Origin of the sequence: Salmonella sp. SAL00653, from assembly GCF_046552515.1 — a bacterium.
Lineage (GTDB): Bacteria > Pseudomonadota > Gammaproteobacteria > Enterobacterales > Enterobacteriaceae > Salmonella > Salmonella enterica.
The window spans coordinates 1-14,916 of sequence record NZ_JBGDTY010000028.1; the positions used below are offsets into that span (position 1 = coordinate 1).

Sequence of the window (14,916 nt, forward strand, 5' to 3'; positions counted from 1 at the left end):
TTAGAAATCTGCCAGCACAGGCAAACTGAATATTAGCGATGGCCCGCTGCGGGGCCACTGGAGAAAACGATGAGCAACATTATCCAACTGACGCCAAACAAGTGGGTTAGCGAAAAAGTTCTGATTGCGGTTACCGGGCTTAAGCCCGGAACCATTACCCGCGCCAGAAAAGAATCCTGGATGCTGGGCCGCGAGTACCTGCACATTTCACCAGACGGAAATCCGAAGCCTTCGAGCGAATGCATATACAACAGAGAAGCCGTTGATCAGTGGATCGAGGCGCAGAAAAAAAATCAACCAGGTGCGAAGACAACATGAAAAGCTGTACACTCGTCAATGCTCCTGGACGTCAGGAGGGATTAATGGCTAATGCATCATACCCGACAGGCGTCGAAAACCACGGCGGTTCTCTCCGCATCTGGTTTCTGTATAAAGGTAAACGTGTCAGGGAAAACCTTGGTATCCCTGACACTGCAAAAAATCGCAAGATAGCTGGCGAACTGCGTTCTTCGGTTTGTTTTGCGATAAGGATGGGGAATTTTAACTATGTGGAAAAATTCCCAAACTCACCGAACCTTGCCCGGTTCGGTCAGGATAGAAAGGAAATTACTGTGCTGGAGCTTACCGAAAGATGGTCCGAGCTGAAGAGAATGGAGATCAGCTCTAATACCATGAGTAGGTACGAATCTATCATAAAAAACATGCTTCCACTCATCGGCGAAAACAAAATGGTTTCTGCGGTGACTACTGAGGATTTGCTGTATGTCAGGAAGGAGTTGCTGACGGGCTTTCAGGTAATGAAGAAGGATCACCGGACTCAGGTTAAAGGCCGGAAATCGTCCACAGTGAATAATTACATGATGCTGATGGCCGAGATCTTCCAGTTTGGAACAGATAACGGCTATGCAAAGGAAAACCCGTTTAGCGGAATTAACCGTCTCAAGAAAGCGAAAGGGGAACCAGATCCACTCACGACAGACGAGTTCATCAGGTTTATCCAGGCATACGGACACCAGCAGATGAGAAATCTCTGGTCACTGGCAGTCTATACCGGAATGAGGCATGGGGAGTTGTGCGGTCTGGCTTGGGAAGATATCGATCTGCATGCTGGGACGATCATTGTGAAGCGCAACCTTACCCAGACGGATGAGTTCACCCTGCCAAAAACCGACGCAGGTACTGACAGGGTGATATATCTCATTCAACCAGCTATTGATGCCCTGAGGAATCAGGCCCAGTTGACACGCCTTGGCCGGCAGTTTGAGGTTGAAGTGAAGTTGCGGGAATATGGACAATCTGTCATTCAACCCTGCACGTTCGTATTCAGCCCTCAATGCGTCAAACGTGGACCTCGCACAGGATATCACTACGCAGTTAATTCCATTAATAAAATTTGGGCCCCGATAATCAAGCGTGCCGGCATTCGTTACCGTAACGCGTATCAGTCACGACATACCTATGCATGCTGGTCATTATCAGCTGGTGCTAACCCAAACTTTATAGCAACGCAGATGGGGCATACCGATGCACAGATGGTTTACAAGGTGTATGGAAAGTGGATGTCAGAGAAGAGCGCAGAACAGGTTTCTCTGCTCAACCAGGCACTTTCCCGCTATGCCCCATCACTGCCCGCATGGTAGCAGCGCAGTAGAAATCCTTAAATTCAAGGGGTTAGCAGTCGCACCGCTACATTTTTATAACATGGGGCACGAAATGCGCTCGACCCTAAAGACAGCTTATGGTGTGATCGGGGTTCAATAAATCGCTAAACAAGGTATACTCCAGCGGTTTTCTTAGTTGTTTATTGTACTAAACGCTCCCGTGAGAGGACGCAACAGCGCACCTATGACACAATTCGCTTCTCCTGTTCTGCACTCGTTGCTGGATACAGATGCTTATAAGTTGCATATGCAGCAAGCCGTTTTTCACCACTACTATGATGTGCAGGTAGCGGCTGAGTTTCGTTGCCGTGGCGACGACCTGCTGGGTATTTATGCCGATGCTATTCGCGAGCAGGTGGACGCGATGCAGCACCTGCGCCTCCAGGAGGACGAGTTCCAGTGGCTCTCCGGCCTGCCCTTTTTTAAACCGGATTATCTGAACTGGTTACGCGAGTTTCGCTATAACCCGGCTCAAGTCTGTGTCACCAACGATAACGGCAAGCTGAATATTCGCTTAACCGGCCCGTGGCGTGAAGTCATTATGTGGGAAGTGCCGCTGCTGGCCGTGATCAGTGAGCTGGTTCATCACTACCGCTCGCCAAACGCGGGCGTTGATCAGGCGCTCGACGCGCTGGAAAGTAAGCTGGTTGATTTCACTGCGTTAACCGCCAATCTCGATATGTCCCGCTTCCACCTGATGGACTTCGGCACCCGCCGCCGTTTCTCTCGTGAAGTGCAGCAGGCGATAGTTAAACGTCTCCAGCAGGAGTCATGGTTCGTCGGCACCAGCAACTATGATCTCGCGCGTCGCCTGGCGCTGACGCCGATGGGCACTCAGGCGCACGAATGGTTCCAGGCGCATCAACAAATCAGTCCGGACCTGGCGACCAGCCAGCGTGCCGCGTTGGCCGCCTGGCTTAACGAATATCCGGACCAGCTTGGTATCGCATTGACAGATTGCATTACAATGGATGCGTTTTTACGCGATTTCGGCATTGAATTCGCCAGCCGTTATCAGGGGTTACGCCACGACTCAGGAGACCCTGTCGCATGGGGCGAAAAGGCGATTGCCCATTATGAAAAGCTGGGGATTGATCCGCTGACAAAAACGCTGGTCTTTTCAGATAACCTTGATCTGCCAAAGGCAGTCGAGCTCTATCGCCATTTCGCCTCTCGCGTGCAGTTAAGCTTCGGCATCGGTACCCGCCTGACATGCGATATCCCTCAGGTAAAACCGCTCAATATCGTGATTAAGCTCGTGGAATGTAACGGAAAGCCGGTGGCTAAACTTTCCGACAGCCCCGGTAAAACGATCTGTCATGATAAAGCGTTTGTGCGCGCGCTGCGTAAAGCGTTCGATCTCCCGCAGGTGCGTAAAGCAAGTTAACCATGCCTGTACGAAGCGCCCGGAAAGTGGGCGCTTTGTTACTCTCCTGACCATCTTACCTGTTCTGGCCGCGATGGTTACTCTTCTTTCCCTTCACTCTTCGACATATTTACGTGCGTAATTTGCGTTGTTTTTTCAGAATTAGTGTCCCGCTGTGTACGCGTTCTGAATAAATTGAATTCGCTAATAAATTCTTTACGCAGCAAGAACAGAGCAATTACGTTGGGGATAACCAGAAAACCGACAGCAATATCAGCCATTAACCAGATTACCGGGATTTCCATATTAACGGCAATCAGTGGCGGCAAAAAATATAGCCATTTAATGATGCGTTCTAGCTTATCGCCAAAGATATAGTTTATCGAAGTGCGAAATTTAATATATGAGCCAAGATAAGAAGTAAACAGAATCAACGCCACACCGAGACAGAGAACCTGAACAATAATCGGATGCCATGTTTCTTTTAAGGCGGCAAAGATAATCTGAATACCTTGATAACTGGCGTCTGTCCACATACCAGAAGCAAGTACAGCAAATGCAGTAAAGTTACAGGTAATCATTGAGACAAAAAAAACTTCCACTGCCCCCCACATTCCCTGACGGAAAGCGTAATCCACGTTGGCAGTAGCATGTACTGTGGCCGAGGTACCCATGCCAGCTTCGTTAGTGAATATTCCGCGACTGGCTCCTTTACTGATGGCCATCATGATGGTTGACCCGACAAAGCCACCGGCTGCTGGCGCAGGGGCAAAGGCATAATAGAAAATACTTTTTATAACCTGTGGGATAGCCTCGATATTCAATACCACTACACCAGCGGCACCAATGAAATAGGCAATGGTGATCGGTGGAAGTGCAATCGTACAGAATTTACCAAGACTGGAGAGTCCTTTTAAAATAACCAACGCACCTACGATGACAATAAATCCCCCGATGACGCTTGTTGGGATGTCAAACGTATAGTGAATGACCGCTGCCATCGTATTAGTTTGCACAAAACAGGCATCCGTAATAACCAGAATCATTAATGCAAACGCATATAATCCTGCCAGGGGATGCCATTTTTTATTGAGCCCTTTCTTAATATAATGCATTGGGCCGCCATAATATTCGCCATTCTCACCTTTACTTCGGTATTTCACCGCCAGCGTCACTTCAACCATTTTGGTCATCATACCCACGACCGCAATGATCCACATCCAGAAAATTGCCCCAGGTCCGCCAACCGCAATAGCCGCAGCAACACCTGCGATCGTTCCCGCGCCTAATGAGCCGGATAGCACAGTGGCAGCCACCTCTATTGATTTTAGAGATTTTTTAGACGCTACCTCGCCAGTAGTGTTTTGTTTATTTTTTCCGGCAAGTGTACCAATTGTATTACGGTAAATTTCTTTTAAATTGATAATCTGGAAAAATTTGAGGCGTACTGTAAAATAAAAGCCAATGCCGATGACACACAAAAATAATGGGCCACCCCATAGAAATTCAAAGAGTTGTGAAAGTTGCTCTAACATAATGACCTCGGATTTAAATTAATTCGTTCAGTCTCAGAAATAATCTTTCCAGTTCAGCGTAATCCTGAATTTTGCCAACAACACTAAACTGGAAAGTCAGCGGGTAGGAGCATCCCTTACTCACTAAATGCCGTTTTAATGGTATATTGTTATGAAGTTTTGCTTCCTGCATTAGGTTTATTATGCGTATAAAAAACGCGTTTTTTACATGCTGCCTTTATTATCTAATTTTTTAGTCGTAATGTTTAAGCACTGCGTCCGTTCTAGACTATATCTTCATAAATATCTGGGGACGTATCGCCTTCGGTGCTAATAAGCAGAACATGAGCACTGGCATCAAGCTGTAAGCGATTAGCAAGATCCTGATAATGCATATTGTTCATTAACTCATAAAGTAACCCTACGCCAATAGCTCCGGACTCGCCGGAAATAAAAGGCGTATCCGTACCTGGACGCGGCGCGGCAGAAATACGCATACCCTTAGCCGCCAGACAGTCATCAGCGGAAATAAAACAACTGGTGTTGTCCCGAATAATAGGCCAACTGATAATATTCGGCTCCCCACACGCAAGCCCGGCCATTATCGTCGCCATATCGCCAGTGACGCAGTGAGGTTGACCATCATCCATAACTGCGGATTGATAAAGACAGTTGGCCTGATGCGGCTCAACCACAATAATATTAGGGATATTTTCCTGCATTTTTTCAACAAAATAACCCATAACACTGCCAGCAAACGATCCCACCCCCGCTTGTAAAATAAGATGGGTTGGCAACGGACTGTTTGTTTCTGCGAGCTGCTCATAAGCTTCAACCGCTAGTGTCATATAGCCTTGCATAATCCACGTTGGGATCTCTTCATACCCTGTCCAGGCTGTATCCTGCAAAAGCACCCAGCCTTTTGTTTGCGCCATTCTATGGGCCAGTCGCACTGCATCATCGTAGTTCAGATCGGTGATGGTGCATTCAGCTCCATGATGGCGAATATTCTCTGCCCGGATTAACGATGATCCCTTAGGCATATAAACGACGGCTTTTAGACCTAATTGCTCCGCCGCCCACGCCACACCACGGCCATGATTGCCATCCGTCGCGGTAACAAAAACACAATCCTTAATTTTTTCTTTAATCTCAGGAGTGTTAAGGGCAGCAAAACTTAACGAGTTAATATCACATTGCAATTTATCAGCGAGATATTTTCCTACAGCATAAGAGCCGCCCAGACCTTTAAAAGCATTCAAGCCAAAACGCCAGGACTCATCTTTAATATGGATGGACCCTAGTCCAAGCCGCCGGCTTAGATGCGCCAGATTATGTAACGGCGTGACGGCATAATTGGGTAATTTTTTATGAAATGCTAACACCTCATGCCCAACATTTCCGTTAAGCAAACTTAAGGCCGCTCCTGTACCATATTTTTTCCGACGTGTATTAAACTGGTATTTAATAAGTTCATGCATAATGATACCTTTTGTTAAAGTTTATTTATTGAAATAATATGTTTTTGGCAATTATTGAGTAGAAACAAGTAAAGAACTCGCGTTTTGTGGCTGTAGTAGTGGTTATCCTCACTTTAATAAACCGTACTGATAAAAGAGTCGCACAATATCTATTACGTCCTTTTCTTTATTCCACTGATTATGATAGTACTATGCTTATTGCTGTTAAATGGCGCGAAAATGCCCATCGTCGTGCAATTTTCACCTTTTTTTAACGACCTGGACGCGGCAAAATTGCGCACAGTGATAGTCATCACATTAAAGAGGTTATTTGCGATATGAAGCTTGACGCCTGGGATAAAAACATTCTGACATTATTGCAGCGCGATAATCGTCTTTCTCAGCGGGAAATCGCCGAACAGGTCAATCTTTCACCTTCGGCAGTGAATCGTCGTATCGCGGCACTGGAGGAGGCGGGCATAATTAAAGGCAATGTCAGCCTTATTGATGCTGGCAAAGTGGGACGCCCGGTCACGATTGTGGTGCAGGTGGTGATCGAAAACGAGCGATTCAATTTACTGGAAGAGGCTCGTCAACGGTTTGTCAGTTGCCCGCAGGTGCAGCAGGTCTACTACGTAACGGGCGATTTCGACTTTTTACTGGTGCTCAATGTTCGTGACATGGCGGAATATGAAGCGCTTACCCGTGAGCTTTTCTTTTCCTCAGGCAATATTAAGTCTTTTAAAACGATTGTCGTGATGCAAAACGCCAAGCAAGAGATGCGCGTCCTGATCGAGTAACGTGCGCAAAGCTTGCAAAACCAGCCTAAATTCTCAATGGTTCGCGAGCAGGTGCGAACTTTTTACAGGTTTCTTTCTGAAAACCTGCTTCCAGATGCGATTTCTGCTTGTCTGATTGCAGATGCCAGGTAACATAGGAATACCCCCATTTCGGGTGGACAAGTGTTTATTTTTTCCGACTATTAACTAGAGAGAATATTATGAGCGTTGTGCCTGTAGCCGACGTACTCCAGGGCCGTGTAGCCGTTGACCAAGAAGTCACCGTGCGCGGATGGGTGCGTACCCGCCGAGATTCAAAAGCTGGCATCTCCTTCCTCGCCGTTTATGACGGCTCCTGCTTTGATCCTGTACAGGCTGTCATTAATAATTCTCTGCCCAATTATAATGAAGAAGTATTACACCTGACGACAGGCTGCTCCGTGGTAGTAACAGGTAAGGTTGTCGCGTCGCCGGGACAGGGGCAAAGTTTCGAAATCCAGGCTACGAAAGTAGAGGTCGCAGGCTGGGTGGAAGATCCGGATACCTACCCGATGGCGGCAAAACGCCATAGCATTGAGTATCTGCGTGAGGTCGCGCATCTGCGCCCGCGCACCAACCTGATTGGCGCGGTAGCGCGCGTCCGCCATACTCTGGCGCAGGCGCTGCATCGCTTCTTCGATGAGCAGGGTTTCTTTTGGGTCTCTACCCCGCTGATTACCGCTTCCGATACCGAAGGCGCTGGCGAAATGTTCCGCGTCTCAACGTTGGATCTGGAAAACCTGCCGCGTAACGACCAGGGCAGAGTAGATTTTGACAAAGACTTTTTTGGCAAAGAATCATTCCTGACCGTCTCCGGCCAGCTCAACGGTGAAACCTATGCCTGCGCGCTGTCCAAAATCTATACTTTTGGGCCGACCTTCCGCGCGGAAAATTCCAACACCAGCCGCCACCTGGCGGAGTTCTGGATGCTGGAGCCGGAAGTGGCATTCGCCGATCTGGAAGACAACGCCCGTCTGGCGGAAGCCATGCTGAAATATGTCTTCAACGCGGTTCTGGAAGAGCGTGCGGATGACATGAAGTTCTTTGCCGAACGCGTGGATAAAGACGCTATCGCTCGTCTGGAGCGTTTTGTCTCTACCGACTTCGCTCAGGTGGATTACACCGAGGCGGTCGCCATTCTGGAACGCTGTGGTAAGACATTTGAAAACCCGGTGTTCTGGGGCGTCGACCTCTCTTCCGAACACGAACGTTATCTGGCGGAAGAGCATTTCAAAGCGCCGGTAGTGGTGAAAAACTATCCGAAAGAAATTAAAGCGTTTTACATGCGCCTTAACGAAGATGGCAAAACCGTGGCGGCCATGGATGTGCTGGCGCCGGGAATCGGCGAAATCATCGGTGGTTCCCAGCGTGAAGAGCGTCTGGATGTGCTGGATGCCCGTATGGCCGAAATGGGGCTGAATAAAGAGGATTACTGGTGGTATCGCGACTTGCGTCGCTACGGTACTGTACCGCATTCCGGCTTTGGTCTGGGCTTTGAACGCCTTATCGCTTACGTCACGGGTGTGCAAAACGTGCGCGATGTTATTCCGTTCCCACGGACCCCACGCAACGCCAGCTTCTGATTTTTACGACACACTCAAGGCCAGCTATGCTGGCCTTTTTTTCCGCCTGAATGTCAGCTTTATTATCAATAAGTAAATAAATTTAATTACAACCCTCTGAATTACCACATCTTGTTACTGTTTATTTCAATAAAATATTTACACATAAAAATTAATCCTTAATTTTATTGCGGATTAGATTTTTCTGTTCTAGTAGCACAATTTTTCACCACAATTTTGGACATCAAGACTTCCAAATGGCTATTTTTATGAAATAGCTCGTCTGCTGCTTTTTCAGGCACAACGGTTCCACAAGCGAATAATTACAATAAAATCATAGTAATAAAAGAAAAACGTTCAAATCAAAGCGAGAACTCAGGGGAAGTTTGACGTTGTTCACAAAGTTCCGCGAAAATAACATTTGTTTACATATTTTTTCCTTTTGAAACTAAATATTTATATTTGTAGCACTTTCACGGTAGCGAAACGTTAGTTTGAATGGAAAGATGCCTGTCAGACACATAAAGACACCAAACTCTCATCAATATTTCTGTAAAGTTTTATTGACGGAATTTATTGACGGCAGTGGCAGGTGTCATATAAAAAAACCAATGAGGGTAATAAATAATGATGAAGCGCAAAATCCTGGCAGCGGTGATCCCTGCCCTGCTGGCTGCTGCAACCGCAAACGCAAACGCAGCAGAAATTTATAATAAAGATGGTAATAAGCTGGATCTGTACGGTAAAGCCGTGGGTCGTCACGTATGGACAACGACCGGCGATAGCAAAAATGCCGACCAGACTTATGCCCAGATTGGTTTTAAAGGGGAAACGCAGATTAACACCGATCTGACCGGTTTCGGTCAGTGGGAATACCGTACTAAAGCAGACCGCGCTGAAGGCGAACAGCAGAACTCGAATCTGGTCCGTCTGGCCTTCGCGGGTTTGAAATACGCGGAAGTGGGTTCAATCGATTATGGTCGTAACTACGGTATCGTTTACGATGTTGAATCCTATACCGATATGGCCCCCTACTTCTCCGGCGAAACCTGGGGCGGCGCCTATACTGATAACTACATGACCAGCCGTGCTGGCGGTTTGTTGACCTACCGTAACTCTGACTTCTTTGGTCTGGTGGACGGTCTCTCTTTCGGTATCCAGTATCAGGGTAAAAATCAGGACAACCACAGCATTAACTCTCAGAATGGCGATGGCGTAGGTTACACCATGGCATATGAGTTCGACGGCTTTGGCGTCACCGCAGCGTACAGCAACAGCAAGCGTACTAACGATCAGCAGGATCGCGATGGTAATGGCGATCGCGCAGAATCGTGGGCCGTTGGCGCGAAATATGATGCAAACAACGTCTACCTGGCTGCCGTATATGCTGAAACCCGCAATATGAGCATTGTTGAAAATACGGTTACCGATACCGTGGAAATGGCAAACAAAACGCAGAACCTGGAAGTGGTCGCTCAGTACCAGTTTGACTTCGGCCTGCGTCCGGCAATCTCGTATGTGCAGAGTAAAGGTAAGCAGTTGAACGGCGCCGACGGCTCGGCCGATCTGGCGAAATATATTCAGGCGGGCGCGACTTACTACTTCAACAAAAACATGAACGTATGGGTTGACTACCGTTTCAACCTGCTGGACGAAAACGACTACAGCTCCAGCTACGTTGGCACCGACGATCAGGCGGCTGTCGGTATTACTTACCAGTTCTGATCAGCAGACCCCTTTGTTTTATGCCTCAAAAACAGGACTTCGGTCCTGTTTTTTTATCTCTCTTAGAGAAAATGTGCGTCTTTCAAAAACAGGCGGGCTTTTTAGCGCTAACGGTTGGCATTTTGTAAATCTGCCGTTAACCTGATAGCGGATTTCCCTTCTGTAACTATAATGGAACCTCGTCATGTTTGAGAACATAACCGCCGCTCCTGCCGACCCGATTTTGGGCCTGGCCGATCTGTTTCGCGCCGATGACCGTCCAGGGAAAATTAACCTTGGCATTGGCGTATATAAAGATGAAACCGGCAAAACACCGGTGCTCACCAGCGTTAAAAAAGCCGAGCAGTATTTACTGGAAAATGAAACGACGAAAAACTATCTCGGCATTGACGGGATTCCGGAATTTGCTCGCTGCACTCAGGAACTGCTGTTCGGCAAAGGCAGCGCGCTGATTAACGATAAGCGCGCACGCACGGCGCAAACGCCGGGCGGTACCGGCGCGTTACGCATTGCCGCCGACTTTTTAGCAAAAAATACTCCGGTAAAACGGGTGTGGGTGAGCAACCCCAGCTGGCCGAACCACAAAAGCGTGTTTAACGCTGCCGGCCTGGAAGTTCGGGAGTACGCTTACTACGATGCGGAAAATCACACGCTGGATTTTGAAGCGCTACAAGCCAGCCTGAGCGAAGCACAGGCCGGCGATGTGGTTCTGTTCCACGGTTGCTGTCATAACCCAACCGGCATTGACCCTACTCTGGAACAGTGGCAGGTTCTGGCTGAGCTTTCCGTTGAAAAAGGGTGGCTGCCGCTATTCGATTTCGCTTACCAGGGCTTTGCCCGCGGCCTGGAAGAAGATGCGGAAGGTCTGCGCGCCTTTGCCGCGCTGCATAAAGAGCTTATTGTCGCCAGCTCCTACTCCAAAAACTTCGGCTTATATAATGAGCGCGTCGGCGCCTGCACCCTCGTTGCCGCCGATGCGGAAACCGTGGATCGCGCTTTTAGCCAGATGAAATCCGCCATTCGCGCTAACTACTCCAACCCGCCAGCGCACGGCGCGTCCATCGTCGCGACTATCCTGAGTAATGACGCCCTGCGCGCTATCTGGGAACAGGAACTGACGGACATGCGCCAGCGTATTCAGCGTATGCGTCAACTGTTCGTGAATACCTTGCAGGAAAAAGGCGCGAACCGTGACTTCAGCTTTATTATCAAGCAGAACGGGATGTTCTCATTCAGCGGTCTGACCAAAGATCAGGTGCTGCGTCTGCGTGAAGAGTTCGGTGTTTATGCCGTGGCTTCTGGTCGCGTGAACGTGGCGGGCATGACCCCGGATAATATGGCGCCACTGTGCGAAGCCATTGTCGCGGTACTGTAAAAAGCTGCCGACTGGCGTGACCGATAAAAAAGCCTGCAATGTGCAGGCTTTTTCATTCCGCTTACCAGACCGGCATCTCATCTTGCAAGAAGGGATTATGCAGACGCTCGTACCCGAGCGTAGAGAGCGGGCCGTGGCCAGGAATAAAGGTCACATCATCGCCAAGCGGCAATAATTTACGCTTAATGGCGTCAATCAACTGGGTGTGATCGCCGCGAGGAAAATCGCTGCGCCCGACGCCACCTTTGAAAATCACATCGCCGGAGATCAGCAGTTGCGACTGTTCATCAAAGAAAACCACGTGTCCCGGCGTGTGTCCCGGACAATGTAGCACCTGCAACGTCACATTCCCCACGCTGACGCGATCGCCGTCGTTCAGCCAGCGATCAGGCGTCAGCGGCTGACACTCATCCAGACCAAACATGCGGCTTTGCGCCGGCAGTCCTTGCAGCCAGAACTCATCTTCTTTTTCCGGACCGATAACAGGAACGCCGTAATGCTGCGCCAGTTCACTCGCCGCGCCGACATGATCGAGATGCCCATGCGTGAGTAAAATTTGCATCAACGTCACGCCGCTGGCGTCCACTTCCTGTTTAATTTTTTCCGCGTCGCCGCCCGGATCGACCAGCGCCGCCAGCCGGGTTTGTTCGCACCAGATTAATGAACAGTTCTGGGAGAACGCGGTGACCGGAATAATACGATAGTTCATACTGCTCCTTTGATTAAGCCTCGCTGATTACCAGTGCCGCGCTGGCCCGGTATCAATATGCACAAAGTTACTACGTGGGTAATATCCTACACCACCTGCGCGCATAGATAACGCCGCTTTGCGAATATTGCTCAGCGCCACGCCCTCAATATGAAAATCCATCGCCTGCCCTTTTGTATGGTAGCTTTTTTTCGCTACGCCGCTGCTACGGGCGCGTAATTCATTATTGGTATCAAGAGAACGGTAGCCTGAGATGAGCTGCACAGGTTTACGCGTCCCTAACAGCCCCTGAAGTCGGTAAAGTTGGTCAAACAGGCGGGGATCGATTGATCGGACTTTATTCGCGCGATAGTCACGGAAAAAATGGTTTAACTTTGCTAATTCATCCTGAATGTAGGCTCTTCCATCGAAAAACTCCGCCTTGATTGACTCTCCGGTATGGAGATTGTTTAACGTCAAAATGCGCAGGCGTGGGGTCGAGAGTGTGGCAAACGCTGGCGAGGGCAGGATGGCGGCGCCGAGAGCGACACCACCAAGCGCCAGCAGCTTGCGGCGATTAGCGTCAAATTTGTCCATGATAATCAGGTCTACAGGTCAATGTTATCGTTAATACACTTCTACCTTTAAGCAGACATGATACCGGCTGGCACAGACTTCTGAACGGCCCGGTCGACTTAAAGGTTGTTGTATATGCACTTCTGGCGCACGAAAGGCACCTTAACTGCCGATAAAGCCCGCGTCAAGATGGCCCTCCCCCAGCCACAACGGGGGTCTACAGCGAAACGCCCCGTTGAAGCCAAACATTAGGACAACATATTTACCAGAACTTCTTCATTTACCTGATTAATTGTTCAACCTTTGGCACAATTTGTGCGCTGGATCGCGCTGTGAGATCGTAATTGTAAATATCTGTACGATATTGCATACGTCCATCTGCGCCGACAAACGCGGTCAGATAGTAAAGATTTACTGGAGTGTTCTGCCGGATATTGACATACCGCGTGTCGCCTTGCTTCAGGGCGCCTGAGATCCGCGCATCGTTCCAGCCAGCATCCTGCAAAAGCATATTCGCCAGTTCAGAGGCCTTATTGACCCGCACGCAGCCGGAACTTAACGCCCTGGCGTCACGCTGAAAGAGATTATGGTTAGGCGTATCATGCAGATAGATCGCATCTGAGCTCGGCATATTAAATTTATAACGCCCCAGCGAATTGTGCGCGCCTGGCGCCTGCTGGAAACGGAACGGAAGATTCGATGGCGTAATAGTGGCCCAGTCAACCTGCCACGGATCGATCGCTTCTTTACTGTTCCAGCCGCGCATCACGGTGTAGCCATGGCGCTCCAGATAGCCTGGGTCATTCCACACCTTCGGTAAAATGTCTTTACGCGCAAGCGTGGGCGGAACGTTCCACGGCGGGTTCACCACCACATTATTCAGCGCGCTGCTCATCATCGGCGTTTTACGATCAGGACGCCCGACGATCACCCTCGAAGCCAGCACCTGGTTGCCATTCTGATAGTAGACCAGCGAATAAGCGGGAATGTTTACCATAATACCGGTAGAGAGTTCCGCCGGCAGCAGGCGTAAACGTTGGATATTCAGTGCCAGTACGCCTGCGCGTTGCGCGGGGGTCATATTAAGCCAGTTACGCGTCGCCGGGCCAATAACGCCATCCGCCCCCAGCCCTTGCCATGCCTGAAAACGCTTTACCGCCTCGACCAGTTCACGATCGTAGGCGCGTGCCGCCGGAGCCGACTTACTACGGCGGGCCGTTGGTTCGTCGACCGGCTGCGCCACCGATGTTTCGACTACCGCGGCGGAGGGGCTGACGACGGCGCTATCAGCAGTGTTATCGCCGGGTAAGGCTATCTTTGGACCGCCATCCAGCATCCCCGTACGCTGTAATATTTCGCGCAGCGCAGGCACATCGTTACTCCATTGCCCCGGGCGCAGCGTTGCGGTATTGGCCAACTGCGGCCACGGGCGAGAGTCCGCCACCAGCTTCAGTAGCGCGTCATGCATGGGCGCATACTGTGGATGCTGCGGCGCCAGGCTGGCGACAAACATCGGCAACTGGCCCTCTTCCAGCGCGATTTGCCACTGGTTAATCACCGAGACTGGCGGCGTCGCCAATGCGTAAGGTTTGTTGCTATATAACCAGCGCTGGCCTTTGACGGGGATATTCGCAATGAAATGGAGATAGCCCATCATGGCGTCTGACAACACAACATCGCGCGCCATACCGTTTACGGCGGGATCGGTCAACAATGCCACCCAGGCGGTAAACTGCGGCTGGAATCCGGCAATCGCCACCTCCGCCAACTGTTGCTGGAAGGCTTTCACCGCATCGCGATTATCCCACATGGGCTTCATGTCGCGCGCGGCATACAGCAATGTCAGCTGGCTCATATAGACCGGCGTATAGCCGGAAGGAGGCTGCGACTGTAAATCAGCCCGGACTTTCTCGGCTGAAACGCCCTCCGGCAGCGGCTGAATCCCAGCCATAATCGCCGTCGCGGCTGATTGTTTCTGCGGCCCAGCCTGATCCGTCGCGGCAACGACGCTATCGCCAGGTATCATTTCAGGCTCATCGGCCTGCGCATTGAACAGTGGAGCGAATGTTACGGCCAGGCATAAACTGATTGCCGACAGACAACGACCACACATCTTATTAAGCAACATCCCTTGCCCCCTGTTTTCGTTATCATACTCCGCATGACTGCGC

Annotated in this window: 12 protein-coding genes; 7 read left to right on the forward strand and 5 right to left on the reverse strand. The window is 49.8% G+C overall.

The window, feature by feature from the left end; translation table 11 throughout:
- The first annotated feature begins 69 nt into the window (after window positions 1-69).
- From xis to pncB, 3 genes are all read left to right on the forward strand, one after another.
- Window positions 70-318 carry an excisionase Xis gene (gene xis / locus ACLJRU_RS22490; protein ID WP_000065276.1) on the forward strand — a complete coding sequence of 83 codons (249 nt, stop codon included), beginning with the start codon at window positions 70-72 and terminating at the stop codon, window positions 316-318.
- A gap of 44 nt (window positions 319-362) precedes the next feature.
- On the forward strand, window positions 363-1,640 hold the full coding sequence (locus ACLJRU_RS22495; protein ID WP_001539617.1) for a tyrosine-type recombinase/integrase: 1,278 nt from the start codon (window positions 363-365) through the stop codon (window positions 1,638-1,640).
- A 205-nt stretch (window positions 1,641-1,845) separates the two neighbouring features.
- Window positions 1,846-3,048, forward strand: a complete 1,203-nt coding sequence (gene pncB, locus ACLJRU_RS22500; protein WP_000191404.1) for a nicotinate phosphoribosyltransferase — start codon at window positions 1,846-1,848, stop codon at window positions 3,046-3,048.
- 77 nt (window positions 3,049-3,125) lie between these two features.
- Here the strand turns inward: pncB and ACLJRU_RS22505 are convergent, their stop codons facing one another.
- On the reverse strand, window positions 3,126-4,562 hold the full coding sequence (locus tag ACLJRU_RS22505; protein WP_000893204.1) for an alanine/glycine:cation symporter family protein: 1,437 nt from the start codon (window positions 4,560-4,562) through the stop codon (window positions 3,126-3,128).
- Between the two features lie 263 nt (window positions 4,563-4,825).
- Window positions 4,826-6,022 (reverse strand): diaminopropionate ammonia-lyase, encoded by a 1,197-nt coding sequence (gene dpaL / locus ACLJRU_RS22510; protein ID WP_001539615.1) that lies wholly within the window; start codon window positions 6,020-6,022, stop codon window positions 4,826-4,828.
- Window positions 6,023-6,339: 317 nt separating this feature from the next.
- On the opposite strand from dpaL, the gene ACLJRU_RS22515 reads away from it, so the two are divergent.
- The 4 genes from ACLJRU_RS22515 to aspC all read left to right on the forward strand — a co-directional run bounded on the left by ACLJRU_RS22515 (window position 6,340) and on the right by aspC (window position 11,481).
- On the forward strand, window positions 6,340-6,801 hold the full coding sequence (locus tag ACLJRU_RS22515; RefSeq protein ID WP_000762342.1) for an Lrp/AsnC family transcriptional regulator: 462 nt from the start codon (window positions 6,340-6,342) through the stop codon (window positions 6,799-6,801).
- A 200-nt stretch (window positions 6,802-7,001) separates the two neighbouring features.
- Complete coding sequence (gene asnS / locus ACLJRU_RS22520) at window positions 7,002-8,402, forward strand: asparagine--tRNA ligase (RefSeq protein WP_000117871.1); 1,401 nt, start codon at window positions 7,002-7,004, stop codon at window positions 8,400-8,402.
- Between the two features lie 606 nt (window positions 8,403-9,008).
- A complete protein-coding gene (ompF, locus tag ACLJRU_RS22525) occupies window positions 9,009-10,106 on the forward strand; it encodes a porin OmpF (RefSeq protein WP_001539614.1) in 1,098 nt (365 codons plus the stop codon).
- Between the two features lie 184 nt (window positions 10,107-10,290).
- Window positions 10,291-11,481 (forward strand): aspartate transaminase, encoded by a 1,191-nt coding sequence (gene aspC, locus ACLJRU_RS22530; RefSeq protein ID WP_000462653.1) that lies wholly within the window; start codon window positions 10,291-10,293, stop codon window positions 11,479-11,481.
- A 61-nt stretch (window positions 11,482-11,542) separates the two neighbouring features.
- Here aspC and ACLJRU_RS22535 read toward each other — a convergent pair whose 3' ends face one another.
- From ACLJRU_RS22535 to ldtD, 3 genes are all read right to left on the reverse strand, one after another.
- The gene (locus ACLJRU_RS22535; RefSeq protein WP_001109471.1) at window positions 11,543-12,190 is read right to left on the reverse strand and encodes an MBL fold metallo-hydrolase; all 648 of its coding nucleotides are present in this window, start codon (window positions 12,188-12,190) and stop codon (window positions 11,543-11,545) included.
- A gap of 27 nt (window positions 12,191-12,217) precedes the next feature.
- The gene (locus ACLJRU_RS22540; protein ID WP_023234782.1) at window positions 12,218-12,766 is read right to left on the reverse strand and encodes a YcbK family protein; all 549 of its coding nucleotides are present in this window, start codon (window positions 12,764-12,766) and stop codon (window positions 12,218-12,220) included.
- A gap of 259 nt (window positions 12,767-13,025) precedes the next feature.
- On the reverse strand, window positions 13,026-14,873 hold the full coding sequence (gene ldtD / locus ACLJRU_RS22545) for a L,D-transpeptidase (RefSeq protein ID WP_023234781.1): 1,848 nt from the start codon (window positions 14,871-14,873) through the stop codon (window positions 13,026-13,028).
- Window positions 14,874-14,916: the final 43 nt, after the last annotated feature.